18 protein-coding genes are annotated in these 18,438 nt (G+C 65.6%); all 18 read left to right on the top strand.

Annotation, left to right across the window (positions count from 1 at the left end; all coding sequences use genetic code 11):
• Positions 1-213: 213 nt before the first annotated feature.
• The 18 genes from flgB to rpoN all read left to right on the top strand — a co-directional run bounded on the left by flgB (position 214) and on the right by rpoN (position 18,438).
• Positions 214-615 carry a flagellar basal body rod protein FlgB gene (flgB, locus tag ACCQ05_RS11345; protein ID WP_104541108.1) on the top strand — a complete coding sequence of 134 codons (402 nt, stop codon included), beginning with the start codon at positions 214-216 and terminating at the stop codon, positions 613-615.
• 3 nt (positions 616-618) lie between these two features.
• Positions 619-1,026, top strand: coding sequence for a flagellar basal body rod protein FlgC (gene flgC / locus ACCQ05_RS11350; protein ID WP_005914451.1), 408 nt, complete (start codon positions 619-621; stop codon positions 1,024-1,026).
• 38 nt (positions 1,027-1,064) lie between these two features.
• Entirely contained in the window at positions 1,065-1,730 is a 666-nt protein-coding gene (locus ACCQ05_RS11355; protein WP_104541107.1) for a flagellar hook assembly protein FlgD, read from the top strand.
• Positions 1,731-1,761: 31 nt separating this feature from the next.
• On the top strand, positions 1,762-2,985 hold the full coding sequence (gene flgE / locus ACCQ05_RS11360; RefSeq protein WP_104541106.1) for a flagellar hook protein FlgE: 1,224 nt from the start codon (positions 1,762-1,764) through the stop codon (positions 2,983-2,985).
• A gap of 144 nt (positions 2,986-3,129) precedes the next feature.
• Positions 3,130-3,885 (top strand): flagellar basal-body rod protein FlgF, encoded by a 756-nt coding sequence (flgF, locus tag ACCQ05_RS11365; protein WP_104541105.1) that lies wholly within the window; start codon positions 3,130-3,132, stop codon positions 3,883-3,885.
• Positions 3,886-4,672: 787 nt separating this feature from the next.
• Positions 4,673-5,458: a flagellar basal-body rod protein FlgG gene (gene flgG, locus ACCQ05_RS11370; RefSeq protein ID WP_104541104.1), complete on the top strand. Its 786-nt coding sequence runs from the start codon at positions 4,673-4,675 to the stop codon at positions 5,456-5,458.
• Positions 5,459-5,496: 38 nt separating this feature from the next.
• A complete protein-coding gene (gene flgH, locus ACCQ05_RS11375; RefSeq protein WP_104541103.1) occupies positions 5,497-6,189 on the top strand; it encodes a flagellar basal body L-ring protein FlgH in 693 nt (230 codons plus the stop codon).
• A 10-nt stretch (positions 6,190-6,199) separates the two neighbouring features.
• Positions 6,200-7,318: a flagellar basal body P-ring protein FlgI gene (locus tag ACCQ05_RS11380; RefSeq protein ID WP_372390303.1), complete on the top strand. Its 1,119-nt coding sequence runs from the start codon at positions 6,200-6,202 to the stop codon at positions 7,316-7,318.
• Between the two features lies 1 nt (position 7,319).
• Positions 7,320-8,498: a flagellar assembly peptidoglycan hydrolase FlgJ gene (locus ACCQ05_RS11385; RefSeq protein ID WP_228963666.1), complete on the top strand. Its 1,179-nt coding sequence runs from the start codon at positions 7,320-7,322 to the stop codon at positions 8,496-8,498.
• An 11-nt stretch (positions 8,499-8,509) separates the two neighbouring features.
• Positions 8,510-10,384: a flagellar hook-associated protein FlgK gene (gene flgK / locus ACCQ05_RS11390; protein WP_372390305.1), complete on the top strand. Its 1,875-nt coding sequence runs from the start codon at positions 8,510-8,512 to the stop codon at positions 10,382-10,384.
• On the top strand, positions 10,384-11,589 hold the full coding sequence (flgL, locus tag ACCQ05_RS11395; RefSeq protein ID WP_104541099.1) for a flagellar hook-associated protein FlgL: 1,206 nt from the start codon (positions 10,384-10,386) through the stop codon (positions 11,587-11,589). Before flgK ends, flgL begins: the two co-directional genes overlap by 1 nt.
• A gap of 318 nt (positions 11,590-11,907) precedes the next feature.
• Positions 11,908-13,107 carry a flagellin gene (locus ACCQ05_RS11400; protein ID WP_104541098.1) on the top strand — a complete coding sequence of 400 codons (1,200 nt, stop codon included), beginning with the start codon at positions 11,908-11,910 and terminating at the stop codon, positions 13,105-13,107.
• Between the two features lie 221 nt (positions 13,108-13,328).
• Positions 13,329-14,651 (top strand): flagellar filament capping protein FliD, encoded by a 1,323-nt coding sequence (fliD, locus tag ACCQ05_RS11405; RefSeq protein WP_372390308.1) that lies wholly within the window; start codon positions 13,329-13,331, stop codon positions 14,649-14,651.
• Positions 14,652-14,801: 150 nt separating this feature from the next.
• Complete coding sequence (gene fliS, locus ACCQ05_RS11410; RefSeq protein ID WP_029219813.1) at positions 14,802-15,215, top strand: flagellar export chaperone FliS; 414 nt, start codon at positions 14,802-14,804, stop codon at positions 15,213-15,215.
• Positions 15,216-15,223: 8 nt separating this feature from the next.
• On the top strand, positions 15,224-15,517 hold the full coding sequence (locus ACCQ05_RS11415; protein ID WP_104541095.1) for a hypothetical protein: 294 nt from the start codon (positions 15,224-15,226) through the stop codon (positions 15,515-15,517).
• The gene (locus ACCQ05_RS11420) at positions 15,517-16,083 is read left to right on the top strand and encodes a PilZ domain-containing protein (protein WP_372390310.1); all 567 of its coding nucleotides are present in this window, start codon (positions 15,517-15,519) and stop codon (positions 16,081-16,083) included. Before ACCQ05_RS11415 ends, ACCQ05_RS11420 begins: the two co-directional genes overlap by 1 nt.
• A gap of 69 nt (positions 16,084-16,152) precedes the next feature.
• A complete protein-coding gene (locus ACCQ05_RS11425; protein ID WP_003482986.1) occupies positions 16,153-16,785 on the top strand; it encodes a response regulator transcription factor in 633 nt (210 codons plus the stop codon).
• Positions 16,786-17,034: 249 nt separating this feature from the next.
• The gene (rpoN, locus tag ACCQ05_RS11430; RefSeq protein ID WP_372390313.1) at positions 17,035-18,438 is read left to right on the top strand and encodes an RNA polymerase factor sigma-54; all 1,404 of its coding nucleotides are present in this window, start codon (positions 17,035-17,037) and stop codon (positions 18,436-18,438) included.

An 18,438-nucleotide genomic window follows, 5' to 3' on the forward strand; every position in this document is an offset into this window, starting at 1 on the left:
TGTGAGTCCGATAGCGCGCCGAGCCCCGCACCGATCTGGACGCTCCAAGCCGATCTTCCGGCTTCCTTCGCCATCACGATCCCTGAATGGATCGCACAAGGTATCCGGGCACCGACAGGTGCCCCAGGCGCCCTGCACGCTCGCCGAACCCTCAACCCCTCGTTTCGGCACAAACCTTGCTTCCTCCCTGGCAACACCTCGCGGGAGAGCACCATGTCCAATCCCTTCTCGTCCTTTCTAGGCATCCACGGCGACGCCCTGCCGCTGCGCGAGCAGCGCATGAAGCTCATTGCCAGCAACCTGAGCAACGTGGACACCCCTGGCTACAAGGCCAAGGACCTGAACTTCGACGCTGCGCTCAAGGCGGCCGAAGGCGTGCGTGACGGCACCCTGCTGCAGACCACCGATGCCAAGCATTACGAGATCGGCGGCGGTGCCGGACTCAATCCATTCCAGATCACCCGCGAAGCCGATCAGCCCAGCCTGGACGGCAACACCGTCGATCCCGACGCCGAACGCGCTGCCTACGGCCGCGCCGCGCTGGAATACCGCGCGTCGTTGAGCTTCCTCGAATCCAAGGTGCGCTCGATGCTCACCGCGATCACGGGCCAATAAGCCATGAGCAACCTTCCCATTTTCGATGTCGCCGGCTCGGCGCTGCACGCGCAGTCGGTGCGCCTGAGCACGATCGCCTCCAACCTGGCCAACGCCGATTCGGTGGCGGGCTCGGCCGAGGCCACCTACAAGCCGATCGAGCCGATCTTCCAGGCCCAGCAGAGCCGCCAGGATCCCAGCCTGACCTCGGTGAACGTCAAGGAGATCACCACCACCAACGCGCCGCCGATCCGTCGCTACGAGCCCGGCCACCCGCTGGCTGATGCCGACGGTTACGTGTTCTCGCCCGACGTGGACCCGGTCTCGCAGATGGTCAACATGATTTCCGCCTCGCGCAACTACCAGGCCGGCGTGGAAATGCTCAATACCGCCAAGGAACTGGCACTGGCCACCCTGACCATGGGTCGCTGACCCGTCCCTAGCTGACCCATACCAACGGAAATCTCCAGATGAGCACGATCGGCAGCGATCTCTACAAAAGCCTCGGCCTGAGCACCAGCAGCACGGTCGCCAAGAAGGAGGAGGCGCTCGGCCAGGCCGACTTCCTCAAGTTGATGACCGAGCAACTGCAACACCAGGACCCGCTCAAACCAATGGAAAACAGCGCGTTTCTGGGCCAGCTGGCGCAGTTCTCCACCGTGCAGGGCATCGGCGACCTCAATACCAAGGTCGGCAATTTCACCACCTCGATGAACAGCGATCAGGTGCTCAAGGGCGCTGCACTGGTCGGGCACAACGTGCTGGTGCCGTCGGCGCAGGTGGCCATCGATGCCACCGGCTCGGCCAAGGGCGTGGTCGCCGCCACCTCCGCCGGATTCGTCAATTTCGAAATCACCGATGCCAACGGCACCTTCGTCAAGCAGCTCAGCGTGCCGGCCAGCGCCGCTGGCGAGGTGTCCTTCGCCTGGGACGGCACCGACGCCAACGGCAACCGTATGCCCGCCGGCAAGTACGGCATCACCGCAACCCAGACCGACACTGCCGGTGCCAAGAGCAAGTTGTCCACCTACGTCGATGCACCGGTGGACAGCGTCACGATCGGCTCGGACGGCCTGTATCTCAACCTGACGGGGCTTGGCACGTCCCCGCTCGCCAACGTGCTCCGCGTCAGCTGAGCCGGCAACCGACACTCAAAGGAACTCATCCATGGCTTTCAATACCTCGTTGTCCGGCATCAACGCAGCCAATGCCGATCTGAACGTCACCTCCAACAACATCGCCAACGTCAACACCACCGGCTTCAAGGAATCGCGCGCCGAGTTCGCCGACATGTTCCAGAGCACCAGCTATGGCCTGTCGCGCAACGCGGTGGGTTCGGGCGTGCGGGTCAGCAACGTGGCGCAGCAGTTCTCGCAGGGCAATATCGACCCGACCGGGCGCAGCCTGGACCTGGCGGTCTCCGGCGAGGGCTTTTTCACCGTCTCGTCCAACGGCGCCAAGATGTATACCCGCGCCGGCAACTTCCAGACCGATGCCAACGGCTATGTGATCAACCCGCAGGGTGCGCGTTTGCAGGTGTTTGCGCCCAATCCCAGCGGCAATGGCTTCGATGTCGGCCGCCTGTCCGACCTGCAGCTGCTGACCACCGACAGCCCGCCAAAGTCCACCTCCACGGTCAACCTGGCCTTCACCCTGCCCGGCAACGCCACCGCGCCGGTGGTGACCCCGTTCAATCCGGCCGACGACAAGACCTACAGCCACTCCACCGGCGGCATCAACGTCTACGACTCGCTGGGCGTCAGCCATGTGCAGACCTCCTACTTCGTCAAGACCGCCAACCCGAACGAATGGCAGGTGCACAACTACGTGGACGGCACCGCCGTCGGTGCCCCGACCACGCTGCAGTTCTCCGACACCGGTGCGCTGACCACCCCGGCCAACGGCATCATCGCGATGGACCCGTTCACCCCGAGCACCGGTGCCGGCGTGCTGAACATGCAGCTCAATGTCAGCGGCTCCACCCAGTACGGCGAAGCCTTCGCCCTGCGCGACACCCGCCAGGACGGCTACGCCAGCGGCAAGCTCAACGAGATCAGCATCGACACCAGCGGCGTGGTGTTCGCACGCTATTCCAACGGCGCCGACAAGCCGCTGGGCCAGGTCGCGCTGAGCAGCTTCGTCAACCCGCAGGGCCTGCAGTCGCAGGGCAACAACATGTGGGCCGAGAGCTACACCTCCGGCGCCGCCCGTACCGGCGCACCGGACACCTCGGACCTGGGCCAGATCGAATCCGGCTCGCTGGAAGCCTCCACCGTGGACCTGACCGAGCAGCTGGTGAACATGATCGTGGCCCAGCGCAATTTCCAGGCCAACTCGCAGATGATCTCGACCCAGGACCAGGTCACCCAGACGATCATCAATATTCGTTAACGGCCGGGATTAGTGATTGGGGATTAGGGATTGGCAAGAGCGGGCATTGCATCCAACCGATGCCCGCAGTGCCCCCTCCTTTCCCAGGTCGCAACAGCCCGCTCTTACGAATCCCGAATCCCGACTCCCCAATCCCGGTGCCTCATGGATAAAGCCCTCTACGTCGCGATGACCGGTGCCCGTGCCTCCCTGCAGGCGCAGAGCACCGTGTCGCACAATCTCGCCAACGTCGATACGGTGGGGTTCAAGGCTGCGCTGGCCAATACCGAGGCGTTCAAGATCCAGGGCAAGGGGTATCCATCCCGGATCGATGCCTTGCATGTGGATCAGGGCTTCGATCGCAGCCAGGGCCACCAGAAGGTGACCGGCAACCCGCTGGACGTGTCGCTGCAGCAGGACCGTTGGCTGGCAGTGCAATCGCCGGACGGCAGCGAGGCCTATACCCGCAACGGGGAGCTGGCGCTTACCGCCAATGGCCAGCTGGTCACCGCCAACGGCCATGCGGTGCTGGACGAAGCCGGCAACCCGATGACCATCCCGCCGCACCAGGCGATGGAGATCGGCAGCGACGGCAGCATTTCGATCATTCCGCAGGGCGAAGGTCCGCAGACCATGGCCATCGTCGGCAGGATGAAAGTGGTCGACGCCCCCGCCGACCGTTTGACGCGGCGCCCAGACGGGCTGATGCGCAATACCAGCACCGACCCGGCCCAGGCGTTTGCGGTGGCCACCGGAAAGACCATCAACAGCGGCATGCTGGAAGGCAGCAACGTGGATGCGGCCGGCGCGCTGGTGGAGATGATCCAGCTGCAGCGGCAGTTCGAAATGCAGGTCAAGATCATCAAGAACGGCGACGACAACGCACAATCGGCCAATTCGCTGCTGCGGGTGAGCGGCTAAGCGCGGCGCATGCCGCCAGCCAGCTTGCAATTTGTTGCCAACGCCGCCGCCGACCGTAAGGCGTGTTTGGCGACCGCATTCGGCATACAGAGAAGTCCGGGGCTTCATTACAGAGCGACTGGTCTGCGGCATGGCTGCAGAGCGGCTAGTCCGTGACCTGGCTGGAGGGCCCTTGCCCGCTCACCCTCCCGGGACACGCCGTGAATCCGTCCATGGAGGCTCTTACGCGGCATCCATGCCGCGTAAGGTCCCGGGAGGGTGAACGGGCAAGGACCAGTGAAGATTGTCGGTGCCCGTATGAGAGCAGCGCTCAAAGTGCTTTGTTGATCGCCATTTGGGTCATCAGCAAACTGTCTGGCGCGGTGCCCTCGCCGATTGCGGGACCCTTGGCGGCATGGATGCCGCCACGGAGCCCCCATGGACGGGTTTACGGCGTGTCCCGCAAGCGGTGAGGGCATCGCGCCCTCGACCGACTCAGCTTCTGCCCTGGGTTCTGGAGCCGAGACGCGGCCAACGAGCCTGCTACGCCTGCAATCAAACGAGTTCGCGCCAAGTGATCAGTTGCCCTAACCGGCAACCGACCACTAGGTGATCAGCCACGCAAACGCAACCGCCGGCGGCTTGGCGACTGCCTGCCGCCGCCCCTCCTGCCCTGAGTAGATCGTCGCGCAGCCAGGCGCGTGATCCCGCGCACACCCGGCAGAAATCCGGCGCCACTTTGGCACGCCACGTGCATATACCCACCCGTACCCGGAACACATCCCCGGGTCTAACGAGGAATCGGGTCATGAATCAGGCTTTGTGGGTCGCCAAAACCGGACTGGATGCGCAGCAGACGCGCATGTCGGTCATTTCCAACAACCTGGCCAACACCAACACCACCGGCTTCAAGCGCGACCGCGCTGCGTTCGAAGATCTGCTGTATCAACAGGTGCGTGCACCCGGCGGTTCGACCTCCGCGCAGACGCAGCTGCCGACCGGCCTGCAGCTGGGCACCGGCGTGCGCGTGGTGTCCACGTTCAAGGGCTTCGACCAGGGCAGCCAGCAGCAGACCGGCCGCGCGCTCGACGTGATGGTCAACGGCCGCGGCTTCTTCGAAGTGCAGATGCCCGACGGCACTTCGGCCTATACCCGCGACGGCACCTTCCAGATCAACGCGCAGGGCGAGCTGGTCACCAACAGCGGCTATCCGCTGCAGCCGGGCATCCAGGTGCCGGAAGGCGCGCAATCGCTGACCATCGGCAACGACGGCACCATCAGCGTGACCGTCGCAGGCCAGGCGGCCGCGCAGGAAATCGGCGCGCTGACCCTGACCGACTTCATCAATCCCTCGGGCCTGCAGGCCAAGGGCGAGAACCTGTTCGTCGAGACCACCGCCTCGGGCCCCGCGCAGAACGGCACGCCCGGCTTGAATGGCCTGGGCACCACCGTGCAGGGCGCGCTGGAAGGCAGCAACGTCAATACGGTGGAAGAGCTGGTGAGCATGATCGAGACCCAGCGCGCCTACGAAATGAACGCCAAGGCCATCTCCACCACCGACTCGATGCTCGGTTACCTGAACAACAACGTCTGATCGGTCCGCCGCCCGTCGCCCTCTTAGGAATCCACACCATGTCACGCCTGTCTTCCCTCTCCTCCCTGGGTCTTGCTCTGGCCTGCAGCGCACTGCTGGGCGGTTGCGTGGCCGCAGGCGACGTACGGCCGTTTGCGGAGATGGCCCCGATCGTGCCGGTGGTCGCGCCGGTCGCGCAGCCCACCGCCGGAGCGATCTACGCCGCCGGTCCCGGACTGAATCTGTATGGCGACCGCCGCGCCCGCGATGTCGGCGACCTGCTGACGGTGAACCTGGTGGAGAACACCACGGCCTCGTCCACCGCCAACACCACCGTCAGCAAGTCCGACAGCGTGGACATGAGCACCCCGACGCTGCTGGGCGTTCCGCTCACCGTCAACGGCACCGACGTGCTGCGCAACTCCACCAGCGGCGATCGCAGCTTCGACGGCAAGGGCAACACCGCGCAGAGCAACCGCATGCAGGGCAGCGTGACCGTCACCGTGGTGCAGCGCCTGCCCAACGGCAACCTGGTGATCCAGGGGCAGAAGCAGCTGCGCCTGACCCAGGGCGACGAGCTGGTGCAGGTGCAGGGCATCGTGCGCGCCGCCGACATCGCTCCGGACAACACCGTGCCCTCCAGCAAGGTGGCCGATGCGCGGATCGCCTACGGCGGCCGCGGCGCGATCGCGCAGTCCAACGCGATGGGCTGGCTGAGCCGCTTCTTCAATTCCCGTCTGTCGCCCTACTGAGCCTGCGACCATGAACCTGTCTTCCCTGTCCTTCCGTCTGCTGGCTGCCGTTGTGGCGGCCTGCGCGATCGCCGCGCCGGCCTCGGCCGAGCGCATCAAGGATCTTGCCCAGGTCGGCGGCGTGCGCGGCAACGCGCTGGTCGGTTACGGTCTGGTGGTCGGCCTGGACGGCAGCGGCGACCGCACCAGCCAGGCGCCCTTCACCGTGCAGAGCCTGAAGAACCTGCTCGGCGAGCTGGGCGTCAATGTTCCGGCGAACGTCAACCCGCAGCTGAAGAACGTCGCCGCCGTGGCCATCCACGCCGAATTGCCGCCGTTCGCCAAGCCCGGCCAGCCGATCGACATCACCGTCTCCTCGATCGGCAACGCGGTGTCGCTGCGTGGCGGCTCGCTGCTGATGGCGCCGCTGAAGGGCGCCGACGGCCAGGTCTATGCGATGGCCCAGGGCAACCTGGTGGTCGGCGGCTTCGGTGCGCAGGGCAAGGACGGCTCGCGGGTGTCGGTGAACATCCCCAGCGTCGGCCGCATTCCCAACGGCGCCACCGTCGAACGCGCCCTGCCGGACGTGTTCGCCGGCAGCGGCGAGATCACCTTGAACCTGCACCAGAACGACTTCACCACCGTCTCGCGCATGGTGGCGGCGATCGACAACAGCTTCGGCGCCGGCACCGCGCGTGCGGTCGATGGCGTGACCGTGGCGGTGCGCTCGCCGACCGACCCGGGCGCGCGTATCGGCCTGCTGTCGCGGCTGGAAAACGTCGAGCTCTCGCCCGGCGATGCACCGGCCAAGGTGGTGGTCAACGCACGCACCGGCACCGTGGTCATCGGCCAGCTGGTGCGGGTGATGCCGGCGGCCATCGCGCATGGCTCGCTTACCGTCACCATCAGCGAAAACACCAATGTCAGCCAGCCGGGCGCCTTCAGCGGCGGCCGCACCGCGGTGACCCAGCAGTCGACCATCACGGCCACCTCCGAAGGCAGCCGCATGTTCAAGTTCGAAGGCGGCACCACGCTCGACCAGATCGTTCGCGCGGTCAACGAAGTGGGCGCGGCTCCCGGCGACCTGGTCGCCATCCTGGAAGCCCTGAAGCAGGCTGGCGCGCTGACGGCGGAGCTAGAGGTGATCTGACATGCGTATCGCAGCCTCGCCCATCGATCTCAACCCGAGCACCAAGGCCGATCCGGCGAAGATCGACAAGGTCTCACGTCAGCTCGAAGGCCAGTTCGCGCAGATGCTGGTCAAGAGCATGCGCGATGCGAGCTCCGGCGACCCGATGTTTCCGGGCGAAAACCAGATGTTCCGCGAGATGTACGACCAGCAGATGGCCAAGGCGTTGACCGATGGCAAGGGGCTGGGCCTGTCTGCGATGATCGCCAAGCAACTGGGCGGCCAGACCGGCGGCCCGGCATTGAATACCTCGCTCAACACCGCCGAGGCCGCCAAGGCCTACGCATTGGTCGCCGGCAAGCGCGATGCCTCGTTGCCGCTGCCCGCCCGCGAAGGCGCGGCCAGCGGTCTCGGCGCGACCCTGGGCGCGGCGGCCAAGCTCGGCGCAGGCGCACTGGGCGGCGTGGGCATGAGCCAGGTGCTGGACCTGATCGCCGGGCGCACCGGCAGCAGCGAGGCCGGCGGCGACGATGCCGCCGCGATGAGCTGGCCGTCGGCCAATGACCGCTGGACCGACGTGGCCGCCAGCGATGCCGCCGACGCCAATGCCGCGGTCAACGCCAGCGCCGCCAGCAATGCCGCCGCCAGCCTGGGCGAACGCACCCCGGAAGGCTTTGTCGCCAAGATCTGGACGCACGCGCAGAAGGCCGCGCGCGAACTGGGCGTGGATCCGCGCGCGCTGGTGGCGCAGGCCGCGCTGGAAACCGGCTGGGGCCGTCGCGGCATCGGCAATGGCGGCGACTCCAACAACCTGTTCGGCATCAAGGCCACCGGCTGGAACGGCGCCAAGGTCACCACCGGCACCCACGAATACGTCAATGGCGTCAAGACCAGCGAAACCGCCGATTTCCGCGCCTATGGCTCGGCCGAGGAAAGCTTTGCCGACTACGTGCGCCTGCTGAAGAACAACAGCCGCTACCAGGGCGCACTGCAGGCCGGCACCGATATCCGCGGTTTTGCACGCGGCTTGCAACAGGCTGGCTACGCCACCGATCCGGGCTATGCGGCCAAGATCGCGGCGATCGCCAACGGTCCGACCATCGACCGTGCGGTGGCCGCGATCGGCAACGCGGCGGCCGATCTGTCCAACCGCTATGCCAGTACCGCCGAGCCGGCCGGGCTCGGCACCATCCGCCGCTGAGGTAAACGTCCATGTCCATCATGTCCACCGGGACCAGCGCGCTGATCGCCTTCCAACGGGCGTTGTCGACCGTTAGCCATAACGTCGCCAACATCAATACCGAAGGCTACAGCCGCCAACGTGTGGAATTCGCAACGCGCACGCCCACCGACATGGGCTACGCGTTCGTGGGCAATGGCGCCAAGATCACCGAAGTGGGCCGGGTGGCCGACCAGCTGGCCATCTCGCGGCTGCTCGACTCCGGCGGCGAACTCTCGCGCCTGCAGCAGCTGTCCTCGCTGTCCAACCGCGTGGACGCGCTGTATTCCAACACCGCCACCAACGTGGCCGGGCTGTGGTCGAACTTCTTCGATTCCACCAGCGCGCTGTCCTCCAACGCCTCCTCCACCGCCGAGCGGCAGAGCATGCTCGACAGCGGCAATTCGCTGGCGACCCGCTTCAAGCAGCTCAACGGGCAGATGGACAGCCTGAGCAATGAAGTCAACAGTGGGTTGACGTCCTCGGTGGACGAAGTCAATCGCTTGACGCAACAGATCGCCAAGATCAACGGCACCATCGGCAGCAGTGCCCAGAACGCATCGCCGGACATGCTCGACCAGCGCGATGCGCTGGTGTCCAAGCTGGTGGGCTACACCGGCGGCACCGCGGTGATCCAGGACGGCGGCTTCATGAATGTCTTCACCGCCGGGGGCCAGGCGCTGGTGGTGGGCACCACCGCGGCCAAGCTCACCACCGTGGCCGACCCGTACCAGCCCACCAAGCTGCAGGTAGCGATGCAGACGCAGGGCCAGAACGTCAGCCTCAGCGCCAATTCGCTGGGCGGCCAGATCGGCGGCCTGCTGGAATTCCGCAGCAGCGTGCTGGAACCGACCCAGGCCGAACTGGGCCGGCTGGCCGCAGGCATGGCCAGCACCTTCAATGCCGGCCACGCGCAAGGTATGGACCTGTACGGCGCGATGGGCGGCAACTTCTTCAACATCGGTTCGCCCACCACCGCCGCCAACCCCGCCAACACCGGTAGCGCCGCGCTGAGCGCCAGCTTCAGCAACATGTCGGCAGTGGACGGCCAGAACGTCACGCTCAGCTTCGACGCCGGCGTGTGGAAGGCCACCAATGCCAGCACCGGCTCCACCGTGCCGATGACCGGCACCGGCACCGCGGCCAATCCGCTGGTGCTCAACGGCGTCAGCCTGGTGGTCGGCGGCACTCCGGCCAACGGCGACAAGTTCCTGCTGCAGCCCACCGCCGGGCTGGCCGGCACCCTGTCGGTGGCCATCACCGATCCTTCGCGGATCGCCGCGGCCACTCCGGTCAAGGCTACCGCCACGGTCGCCAACCTGGGCACCGGCAAGATCAGCGACGTCAAGGTCACCAACGCGCAGAACCCGGCGCTGTTGACCCCGTCGTCGGTGGAATTCATCGACGCCAACCAGTACACCATCGATGGCGCCGGCCCGTTCGCCTACACCGCCGGCCAGACCATCAGCGCCAATGGCTGGAGCTTTGCGCTGGACGGCGCGCCCAGGGCCGGCGACACCTTCGGCGTCGGCCCGATGGGCGCCGGCTCCAGCGACAACGGCAATGCCAAATTACTGGCCAAGATCGACGACGCCAAGGCGCTCAGCGGCGGCACGGTCACGCTCAATGGCGCGCTGTCCGGCCTGACCACCTCGGTGGGTTCGGCCGCGCGCGCGGCCAGCTACGCCTCGGATGCGCAAAAGGTCATCGACGACCAGGCGCAGGCCAGCCGCGACTCGATCTCCGGCGTCAACCTCGACGAGGAAGCCGCCAACATGCTGAAGCTGCAGCAGGCCTACCAGGCTGCCGCACAGATGATCTCCACCGCCGACACCATCTTCCAAGCCATCCTGGGCGCCGTACGCTGATGACCGACCGTATCTCTACCAGCATGATGTACAGCCAGTCGGTCGCCTCGATGGGGGCCAAGCAGGCGCGGCTGAATCAACTCGAATCGCAGCTCTCCAGCGGGCAGCGCCTGGTCACCGCCAAGGACGATCCGGTTGCCGCCGGCACCGCGGTGGGCCTGGATCGCGCGCTCGCGGCCATCACCCGCTTCGGCGAGAACGCCAACAACGTGCAGAACCGGCTGGGGCTGCAGGAAAATGCCCTGTCGCAAGCCGGCGACAAAATGGCGCGCGTCACCGAATTGGCGGTGCAGGCCAATAATTCCTCGCTCAGCCCGGACGATCGCAAGGCGATCGCCTCGGAACTGACCGCGCTGCGCGACAGCATGGTGAGCCTGGCCAACAGCACCGACGGCACCGGCCGCTACCTGTTCGGCGGCACCGCCGATGGCAGCGCGCCGTTCATCAAGAGCAGTGGCGGCGTGGCCTACAACGGCGACCAGACCCAGAAGCAGGTCGAGGTCGCACCGGACACCTTCGTCAGCGACACCCTGCCCGGCAGCGAAATCTTCATGCGCATCCGCACCGGCGACGGTACCGTGGACGCGCACGCCAACGCCGCCAATGCCGGCACCGGCCTGCTGCTGGACTTCAGCCGCGATGCCAGCACCGGCAGCTGGAACGGCGGCAGCTACAGCGTGCAGTTCACCGCCGCCGACACCTATGAAGTGCGCGACAGCACCAATGCGGTGGTGGGCACCGGCACCTACAAGGATGGCGAAGACATCAACGCGGCCGGCGTGCGCATGCGCATCAGCGGCGCACCGGCGGTGGGCGACAGCTTCCAGATCGGCCCCTCGGGCACCAAGGATGTGTTTTCCACCATCGACGATCTGGTCGGAGCGCTCAACTCCGACACCCTGACCAAGCCGCAGAAGGCGGCGATGATCAACACCTTGCAGTCGTCGATGCGCGACATCGCGCAGGCCTCGTCGAAGATGATCGACGCGCGCGCCTCCGGTGGCGCGCAGTTGTCGGCCATCAACAATGCCAACTCCCTGCTCGCTTCCAACGAAGTCACGCTCAAGACCACCCTGTCGTCGATCCGCGATCTGGACTACGCCACCGCGATCGGGCAGTACGAACTCGAGAAGGCCTCCCTGCAGGCCGCTCAAACGATCTTCCAGCAGATGCAGTCGTCGACCTTGTTCAACATGATCCGCTGATTTCGCGCAGGAAACCTGCGTTTTGCTTCGCTCCTGCACGGCAGTCCCGGTGCAGGCGGACGGAGTTTATTGCTTGAGTTTTATACCAACGCTAAAGATCCACGGGGTGCTGCCGAATAAACCAAACCCCTTGATACGCAACGCTTACGCTTTTCGTCCTGCGGCAGAAAAACAGTAAAAAGATACTGAATTTCGCTAAAGGTTCCTGACGCAACGCCGTTATTCATCTCAGCAGCGGCAACGGCCAACTTGATGGCCCCCCTGCGGAGGCTCCGGGCAAGTCCCCCTTGCCGGAAAAATCGCTTAGGAGAAATCAAAATGGCACAGGTAATCAACACCAACGTAATGTCGCTGAACGCTCAGCGTAACCTCAACACCAGCAGCGCCAGCATGTCGACGAGCATCCAGCGTCTGTCTTCTGGTCTGCGCATCAACAGCGCCAAGGACGACGCCGCCGGTCTGGCGATCTCCGAACGCTTCACCACCCAGATCCGCGGCCTGGACGTCGCTTCGCGCAACGCCAACGACGGCATCTCGCTGGCCCAGACCGCCGAAGGCGCGATGGTCGAAATCGGCAGCAACCTGCAGCGTATCCGCGAGCTGTCGGTGCAGTCGTCCAACGCCACCAACTCGGCCAGCGACCGTGACGCGCTGAACTCCGAAGTCAAGCAGCTCACCGCCGAAATCGACCGCGTTGCCAACCAGACCAACTTCAACGGCACCAAGCTGCTGAACGGCGACTTCTCCGGCGCGCTGTTCCAGGTCGGCGCCGACGCCGGCCAGACCATCGGCATCAACAGCATCGTCGACGCCAACGTCGATTCGCTGGGCAAGGCGAACTTCGCCGCCTCGGTGTCGGGCGCTGGCGTGACCGGCACCGCGACGGCCTCCGGCTCGATCACCGGCATCTCGCTGGCGTTCAACGATGCCAGCGGCACCGCCAAGACCGTCACCATCGGCGACGTCAAGATTGCCAACGGCGACGACGCGGCAGCGATCAACAAGAAGGTCGCAGCGGCGATCAACGACAAGCTCGACCAGACCGGCATGTACGCCTCGATCGATACCGGCGGCAACCTGAAGCTGGAATCGCTGAAGGCCGGCCAGGACTTCACCTCGCTGACCATGGGTACCTCCAGCGCCACCGGCGTCACCGTCGGTGCCGGCCTGCAGACCGCCTCGGCGGCCTCCGGCTCCGCCGCAGTGACCCTGAGCAACCTGGACATCTCCACGTTCGCCGGCTCGCAGAAGGCCCTGGAAATCGTCGACAAGGCGCTGACCGCGGTCAACTCCTCGCGCGCCGACATGGGTGCGGTGCAGAACCGCTTCACCTCCACCATCGCCAACCTGAGCGCAACCTCGGAAAACCTGTCGGCCTCGCGTAGCCGTATCCGCGACACCGATTACGCCAAGGAAACCGCCGAGCTGACCCGCACGCAGATCCTGCAGCAGGCCGGTACCGCGATGCTGGCCCAGGCCAAGTCGGTTCCGCAGAACGTGCTGAGCCTGCTGCAGTAATCCGCAGCGACGCCTGGCATATCAAGAGCCCCTCTTCGGAGGGGCTTTTTTGTTGCCAAGGCCTTGGCGTCACGCCCTTGACGCTACCGGGGCACGGAAATTGCATAGACCCTGCACGTGAGCGAGACGTGTCGCTGCCGCTAAAGTCCACCCGGATGCGGCCGATACCCGTTTCGTAATCCCTTGCGTCCGCACCCGGACGCTCATGCGAGGAATGCAATATGGCGACGTCCGGCATCACCGGCTCGACACTGGATATCCCAACCCTGGTGTCCACCTTGGTTTCGCGGCGCAAGGATCCTGCTGCGGCGGTGATCAACAAGGCGGGCACGGCGGCCACCACCAAATTGTCGGCCATCAGCCAGGTCAAGAGCAGCATGACCACGCTGAAGACCGCACTGGACAAGGTGACCAGCAGTGCCGACACGCCGGCCTTCAAGGCCACTGTGCAGACCGACGCGGGCTTCACTGCCAGCGCCACCAGTACCGCTGCCCCGGGCAACTACTCGGTGGAAGTGGTGAAGCTGGCCACCGCGCAGAAGCTGTCCTCCGGCGCCTACGTTGCCGATGCGACCGTTGGCAGCGGTACCCTGACCCTGGCTTATGGCGACAAGAGCATCACCGTCGATGTCAGCGGTACCGACAAGCTGACCGACATCGCCGCGGCCATCAACAAGGCGGCCGGCGGCAAGGGCGTAACCGCCAGCGTGGTGACCGCCAATGACGGCCAGCACCTGGTCTTCAATGCGATCGACACCGGCACCAAGGGGGCGCTGACGGTCAGCGCCAGCGACCCGAGCCTAAATGCCCTGACCTTCGGCAATGGCGCTACCGGCGGCATGACCGAAGCGGTGGCCGCGGCCGATGCGCTGGTGCGGGTGGACGGGTTCGAACGTACCTCCAGCTCCAACACCATCACCGACCTCGTGCCCGGTGCCGTGCTCAACCTGACCAAGGCAGCTGAAGGCACCAAGTTCAGCCTGAGCATCGCGCCCGACAGCAGCAGCCTCAAGGGCAACCTGACGGCGTTTGCTGCCGCCTACAACACCGCCAATACGCTGCTGACCAAGAGCAGCAGCTACGACCCCACCACCAAGACCGCCGCGGCACTGACCGGCGATTCGCTGGTGCGGGGCCTGCAGACGCAGTTACGCAACCAGGTGGCAGGCAATTTGAACGAGTTCAAGGCGCTGGGCCTGACCTTGGACAAGGACGGCGTGATGAGTTTCGATGGCAGCAAGTTCGATGCCGCCATCAACGCCGACCCGGATGCAGCTGCCAGCGTGCTGGGCAAGGACAGCAAGTTCGGCGCTGGCATGACCAAGCTGCTGGACGCCAATCTCAACGTCAACAACGGCGCGCTCACCATCCGCTCAGACACGCTCAACAAGGAGATCAAGGGCTACGAGAACGAGCTGGACGATCTCGACACCCGCATGGAAAAGCTGTCGGACATGTACACCAAGCAGTTCACTGCGATGGAGAAGATGATCACCCAGCTGCAGAGCAGCACCAGCTCGCTCAGCAGCCTGCTGACGAGCTGATTTCCGTGATGCAGATCCTCAAGTCCTGTCAGGGTATTGCCGATACAAGAAGGGCCTATCGTGATTTCGGCCTTGTCTTCCGGCAGGAGCGTCGTCGCAGGAGCGCAGCGCTCCGGGACCCGCGAAGGTCAGCCCATTGAGGAGTCATCCATGTACGGTTCCAATCGTCAGTACGCCGAGCAATACCGCAAGGTCGGCGTGTCCACCAGCGTGACCGAAGCCGACCCGCACAAGCTGGTGTCGCTGCTGTTCGCCGGCGCCTGCCAGCGCATCCGTCTGGCCCAGGCCTGCTTGGTACAGGGCGACCAGGCGCGCAAGGGCAAGGCCATCGGCGAAGCATGCGCGATCGTCGGCCATTTGAACGGCTCGCTCGATCACGAAGCCGGCGGCGAGATCGCTGGTAATCTGTCGGCCCTGTACGACTACGTCATGCAGCGCCTGACTGCAGCCAATCTGCACAACGACGACACCGCGTTGACCGAAGCGCTGGATCTGCTCAGCGAAATCGATTCGGCGTGGAACTCCATCCCCCTCGAACAACGCGGCCTTTCCGCCGTTTCGTGAGTCCGACCATGCATAGCGTGCAAAGCCTTCAGGCCGAAATGGCCGACATCCGGATCGCCATGGCGAACGAGGAATTCGAAGTCATGCCGCTGATGCTGGATGCGCACGACCTGCACCTGCGCCAGTACGCGCAGCACGTGGACCTCGACCAGGACCGCGATGCGCTGCAGACGCTGCTGACGATGCACCAGGACCTGATGCGGCTGATGCGCGAGCGCCAGCGCAAGTTGCTGGACCTGATTCGCGCGCAGCGCACCTCGTCTTCGGCCAGTCGCGCCTACGCACGGATCGGCCGGATCTGATGTCCGCACTCGGCACACTCGCGCCCGCGGCCGAGGCCGAGCTGTTTGCCGACACGCTCAGCTGCGAGTTGCGCCTGCCGGCCGGCTTCCGCGCCGGTGGCGACGCCGGTGCGCAAAGCGCCGCAGAGACCCTGCTGCGCAGCCTGGGCCAGGTCGAGGACCTGCGCAGCGAAGAAGCCAGCGAAGACCGCGGCGAGCTGCCGCTGCTGGTACAGCGCATGGATGCCAAGCTGGATCTGATGCTGGCGCTGATCGGCCGCCTGGTGCGCCAGGGCGACAGTGGCCTGGTCCAGAACCTGGTGCATTGGTCGGTGCGCGGCATCCGTCTCAATTGCGCGACCGGCCATGCGGCGGGCACCGCCGGCGTGGTCTGCCTGCAACCGTCCGACTGGCTTCCTGAACTTGTACAGCTTCCCGCACAGGTGCTGGCAAGCGCGGGCGACGGCCACGACCAGTGGGTGTGGCTGCGCTTCGCACCGCTTGCACCGGGATTGCAGGATGCTCTGCAACGTCATCTGTTTCGTTTGCACCGCCGCCAGATCGCCGAAGCCCGCCGCCAGCGTTGAAGTCGCTAGTTGGCGTCAGGCGTCCGGTCGGCTAAGGTGCCCTATACCGAAAAAGGTCTCTTCTGCGCCGTGCGAGTCATCATCGTCGACGATCACACCCTTGTCCGTGCAGGCCTGTCCAGGCTGCTGCAAACCTTCGCCGGTATCGATGTGGTCGGTGAGGCGAGCAACGCGCAACAAGCATTGGATATGACATCCCTGCATCGCCCGGATCTGGTTCTCATGGATCTGTCGCTGCCAGGGCGCAGCGGACTGGACGCGATGACCGATGTGCTGCGCGCCGCGCCGCGTACGCACGTGGTGATGATGTCCATGCACGACGACCCGGTGCACGTGCGCGACGCACTCGATCGCGGCGCGGTGGGTTTCGTGGTGAAGGACGCAGCTCCGTTGGAGCTGGAGCTGGCGCTGCGCGCCGCGGCCGCCGGCCAGGTGTTCCTGAGCCCGCAGATTTCATCCAAGATGATCGCTCCGATGCTGGGCCGCGAAAAGCCGGTCGGTATCGCCGCCCTGTCGCCGCGCCAGCGCGAGATCCTGCGCGAGATCGGTCGCGGCCAGAGCAACAAGGAAATCGCCGCCGACCTGGGGATCAGCGTCAAGACGGTGGAAACCCATCGCGCGCGCATGATGGAGTCGCTGGGCTGCCGGCGTGCGAACGATCTGGTGCTGCTGGCGGCCAAGCACCACAACGAGCTGGTCTGAGCGATTCGCCACACGCCGTTTGCCCGGCCGTCAGGATGGTGAAAGGGGTACCGGGGCCATTTCGGCCTCAAACAGTGACGGAATTCCGTCAGGCACGCTCGAGCTCGCCGAAAATGTCGGGAGATTCCCGACGCGCTGTCGGGAAAATCATGAGTTGCCTCACCCCACTCCCCGATTAGAAACCCGTCGTGTTGTCCTGCAAGATGCGTTCCATCGCTGCTGCATGCAGTGCCCTTCGGAAGCGCTTCGATGAAGACGACCATTTCCGCCCAGCTTGGCCAGCAACTGCACCTCACCCCGCAGCTGCTGCAGTCGATCCGTCTGCTGCAACTGGACGGCATGCAGTTGGAACTGGAGATTCGTCGCGCGCTGGAAACCAATCCGTTGCTGGAGTTGGAAGAGCTGGCCGATAACGGGGACGCGGCCACCACCGACGACGATGGCGCTACCGATGTGGCCGCGTTCGACGAGCTGCCGGAAAGCACGATGTGGGACGTGCAGGGCAGCAGTTGGAACGACGGCGACGACGACCGCATGCAGCGCGTGGCCGCGGGCGAATCCACCGACCCGCATGTGCGCATCCTGCGCGAGCTGGCACTGGACCTGGACGAGGCCGCATTGGGGGCCGCCGCGTTCTGGTTGGAGCATACCGACGATGCCGGCTACCTGACCGACGCACTGTCCACCTTGCAGCAACTCGGCGCCACGCGGTTGGGCATCAGCGTGCAGGCCGTCGAAGCGATCCGTCAGCGCCTGCTGCATGGCGATCCGGCTGGCCTGGCCGCCTGCGACCTGCGCGAATGCCTGCAGGCGCAGCTGGCCGCCCTGCCCGGCCGCGTGCCGGCCCGCCACCTGGCCGGCCGCATCCTGGCCGGCGATCTGGACCTGCTGGCCAGCCACGACTATGCGCTGCTGGCGCGCGCTCATGATGCGGAAGTGGAGGATGCGCGCGAGGCGGTGCGGCTGATCCTGTCGCTGCAACCGCGCCCAGGCGACGACCTGCTGCAAGAAAGCAACGCCAGCGTGATCCCGGACGTGCTCGCCTGGCATGCCGACGACAGCTGGCGGGTGGCGCTGAACCCGGCCACCACGCACCGGGTCAGCATCAACCCGGTGCACGAACGCGCGCTGGCCGAGGCCGGCGAGGCCGCCCAGCCACTACGCGACATGCTGCAGGAAGCGCGCTGGCTGACCCGTGGCCTGTCGATGCGCTACGAGACCCTGCTGCGCGCCACCCGCGCCATCGTCGAGCGCCAGGCCGCCTTCCTGGCCCGTGGCGAGGAAGCGATGGCACCGCTGACACTGAAGGAAATCGCCGACGAGATCGGCATGCACGAATCGACGATTTCGCGCATCACCACCGGCAAATACCTGCAGACCCCGCGTGGCACCTTCGAGCTCAAGCACTTCTTCGCCGTGCGCCTGGAAGGCGCCAGTGTCTCCGGCCAGGCGGTCAAGGCCATGGTGCGCCGCCTGATCGAGAGCGAGCCGGCCGGCCGGCCGCTGGCCGATGAAGCCATTGCCGGCCTGCTGTCGCGCCAGGGCGTTAATATTGCGCGCCGGACCGTGGCCAAGTACCGCGAACAACTGGACATCGCCCCGGCACGCGAGCGCCGCCGCACCACCAAACCGCTGCTTGCGCGAGCGGGATAA

Origin of the sequence: Xanthomonas sp. NCPPB 3582, assembly GCF_041475735.2 — a bacterium.
Lineage (GTDB): Bacteria > Pseudomonadota > Gammaproteobacteria > Xanthomonadales > Xanthomonadaceae > Xanthomonas > Xanthomonas codiaei.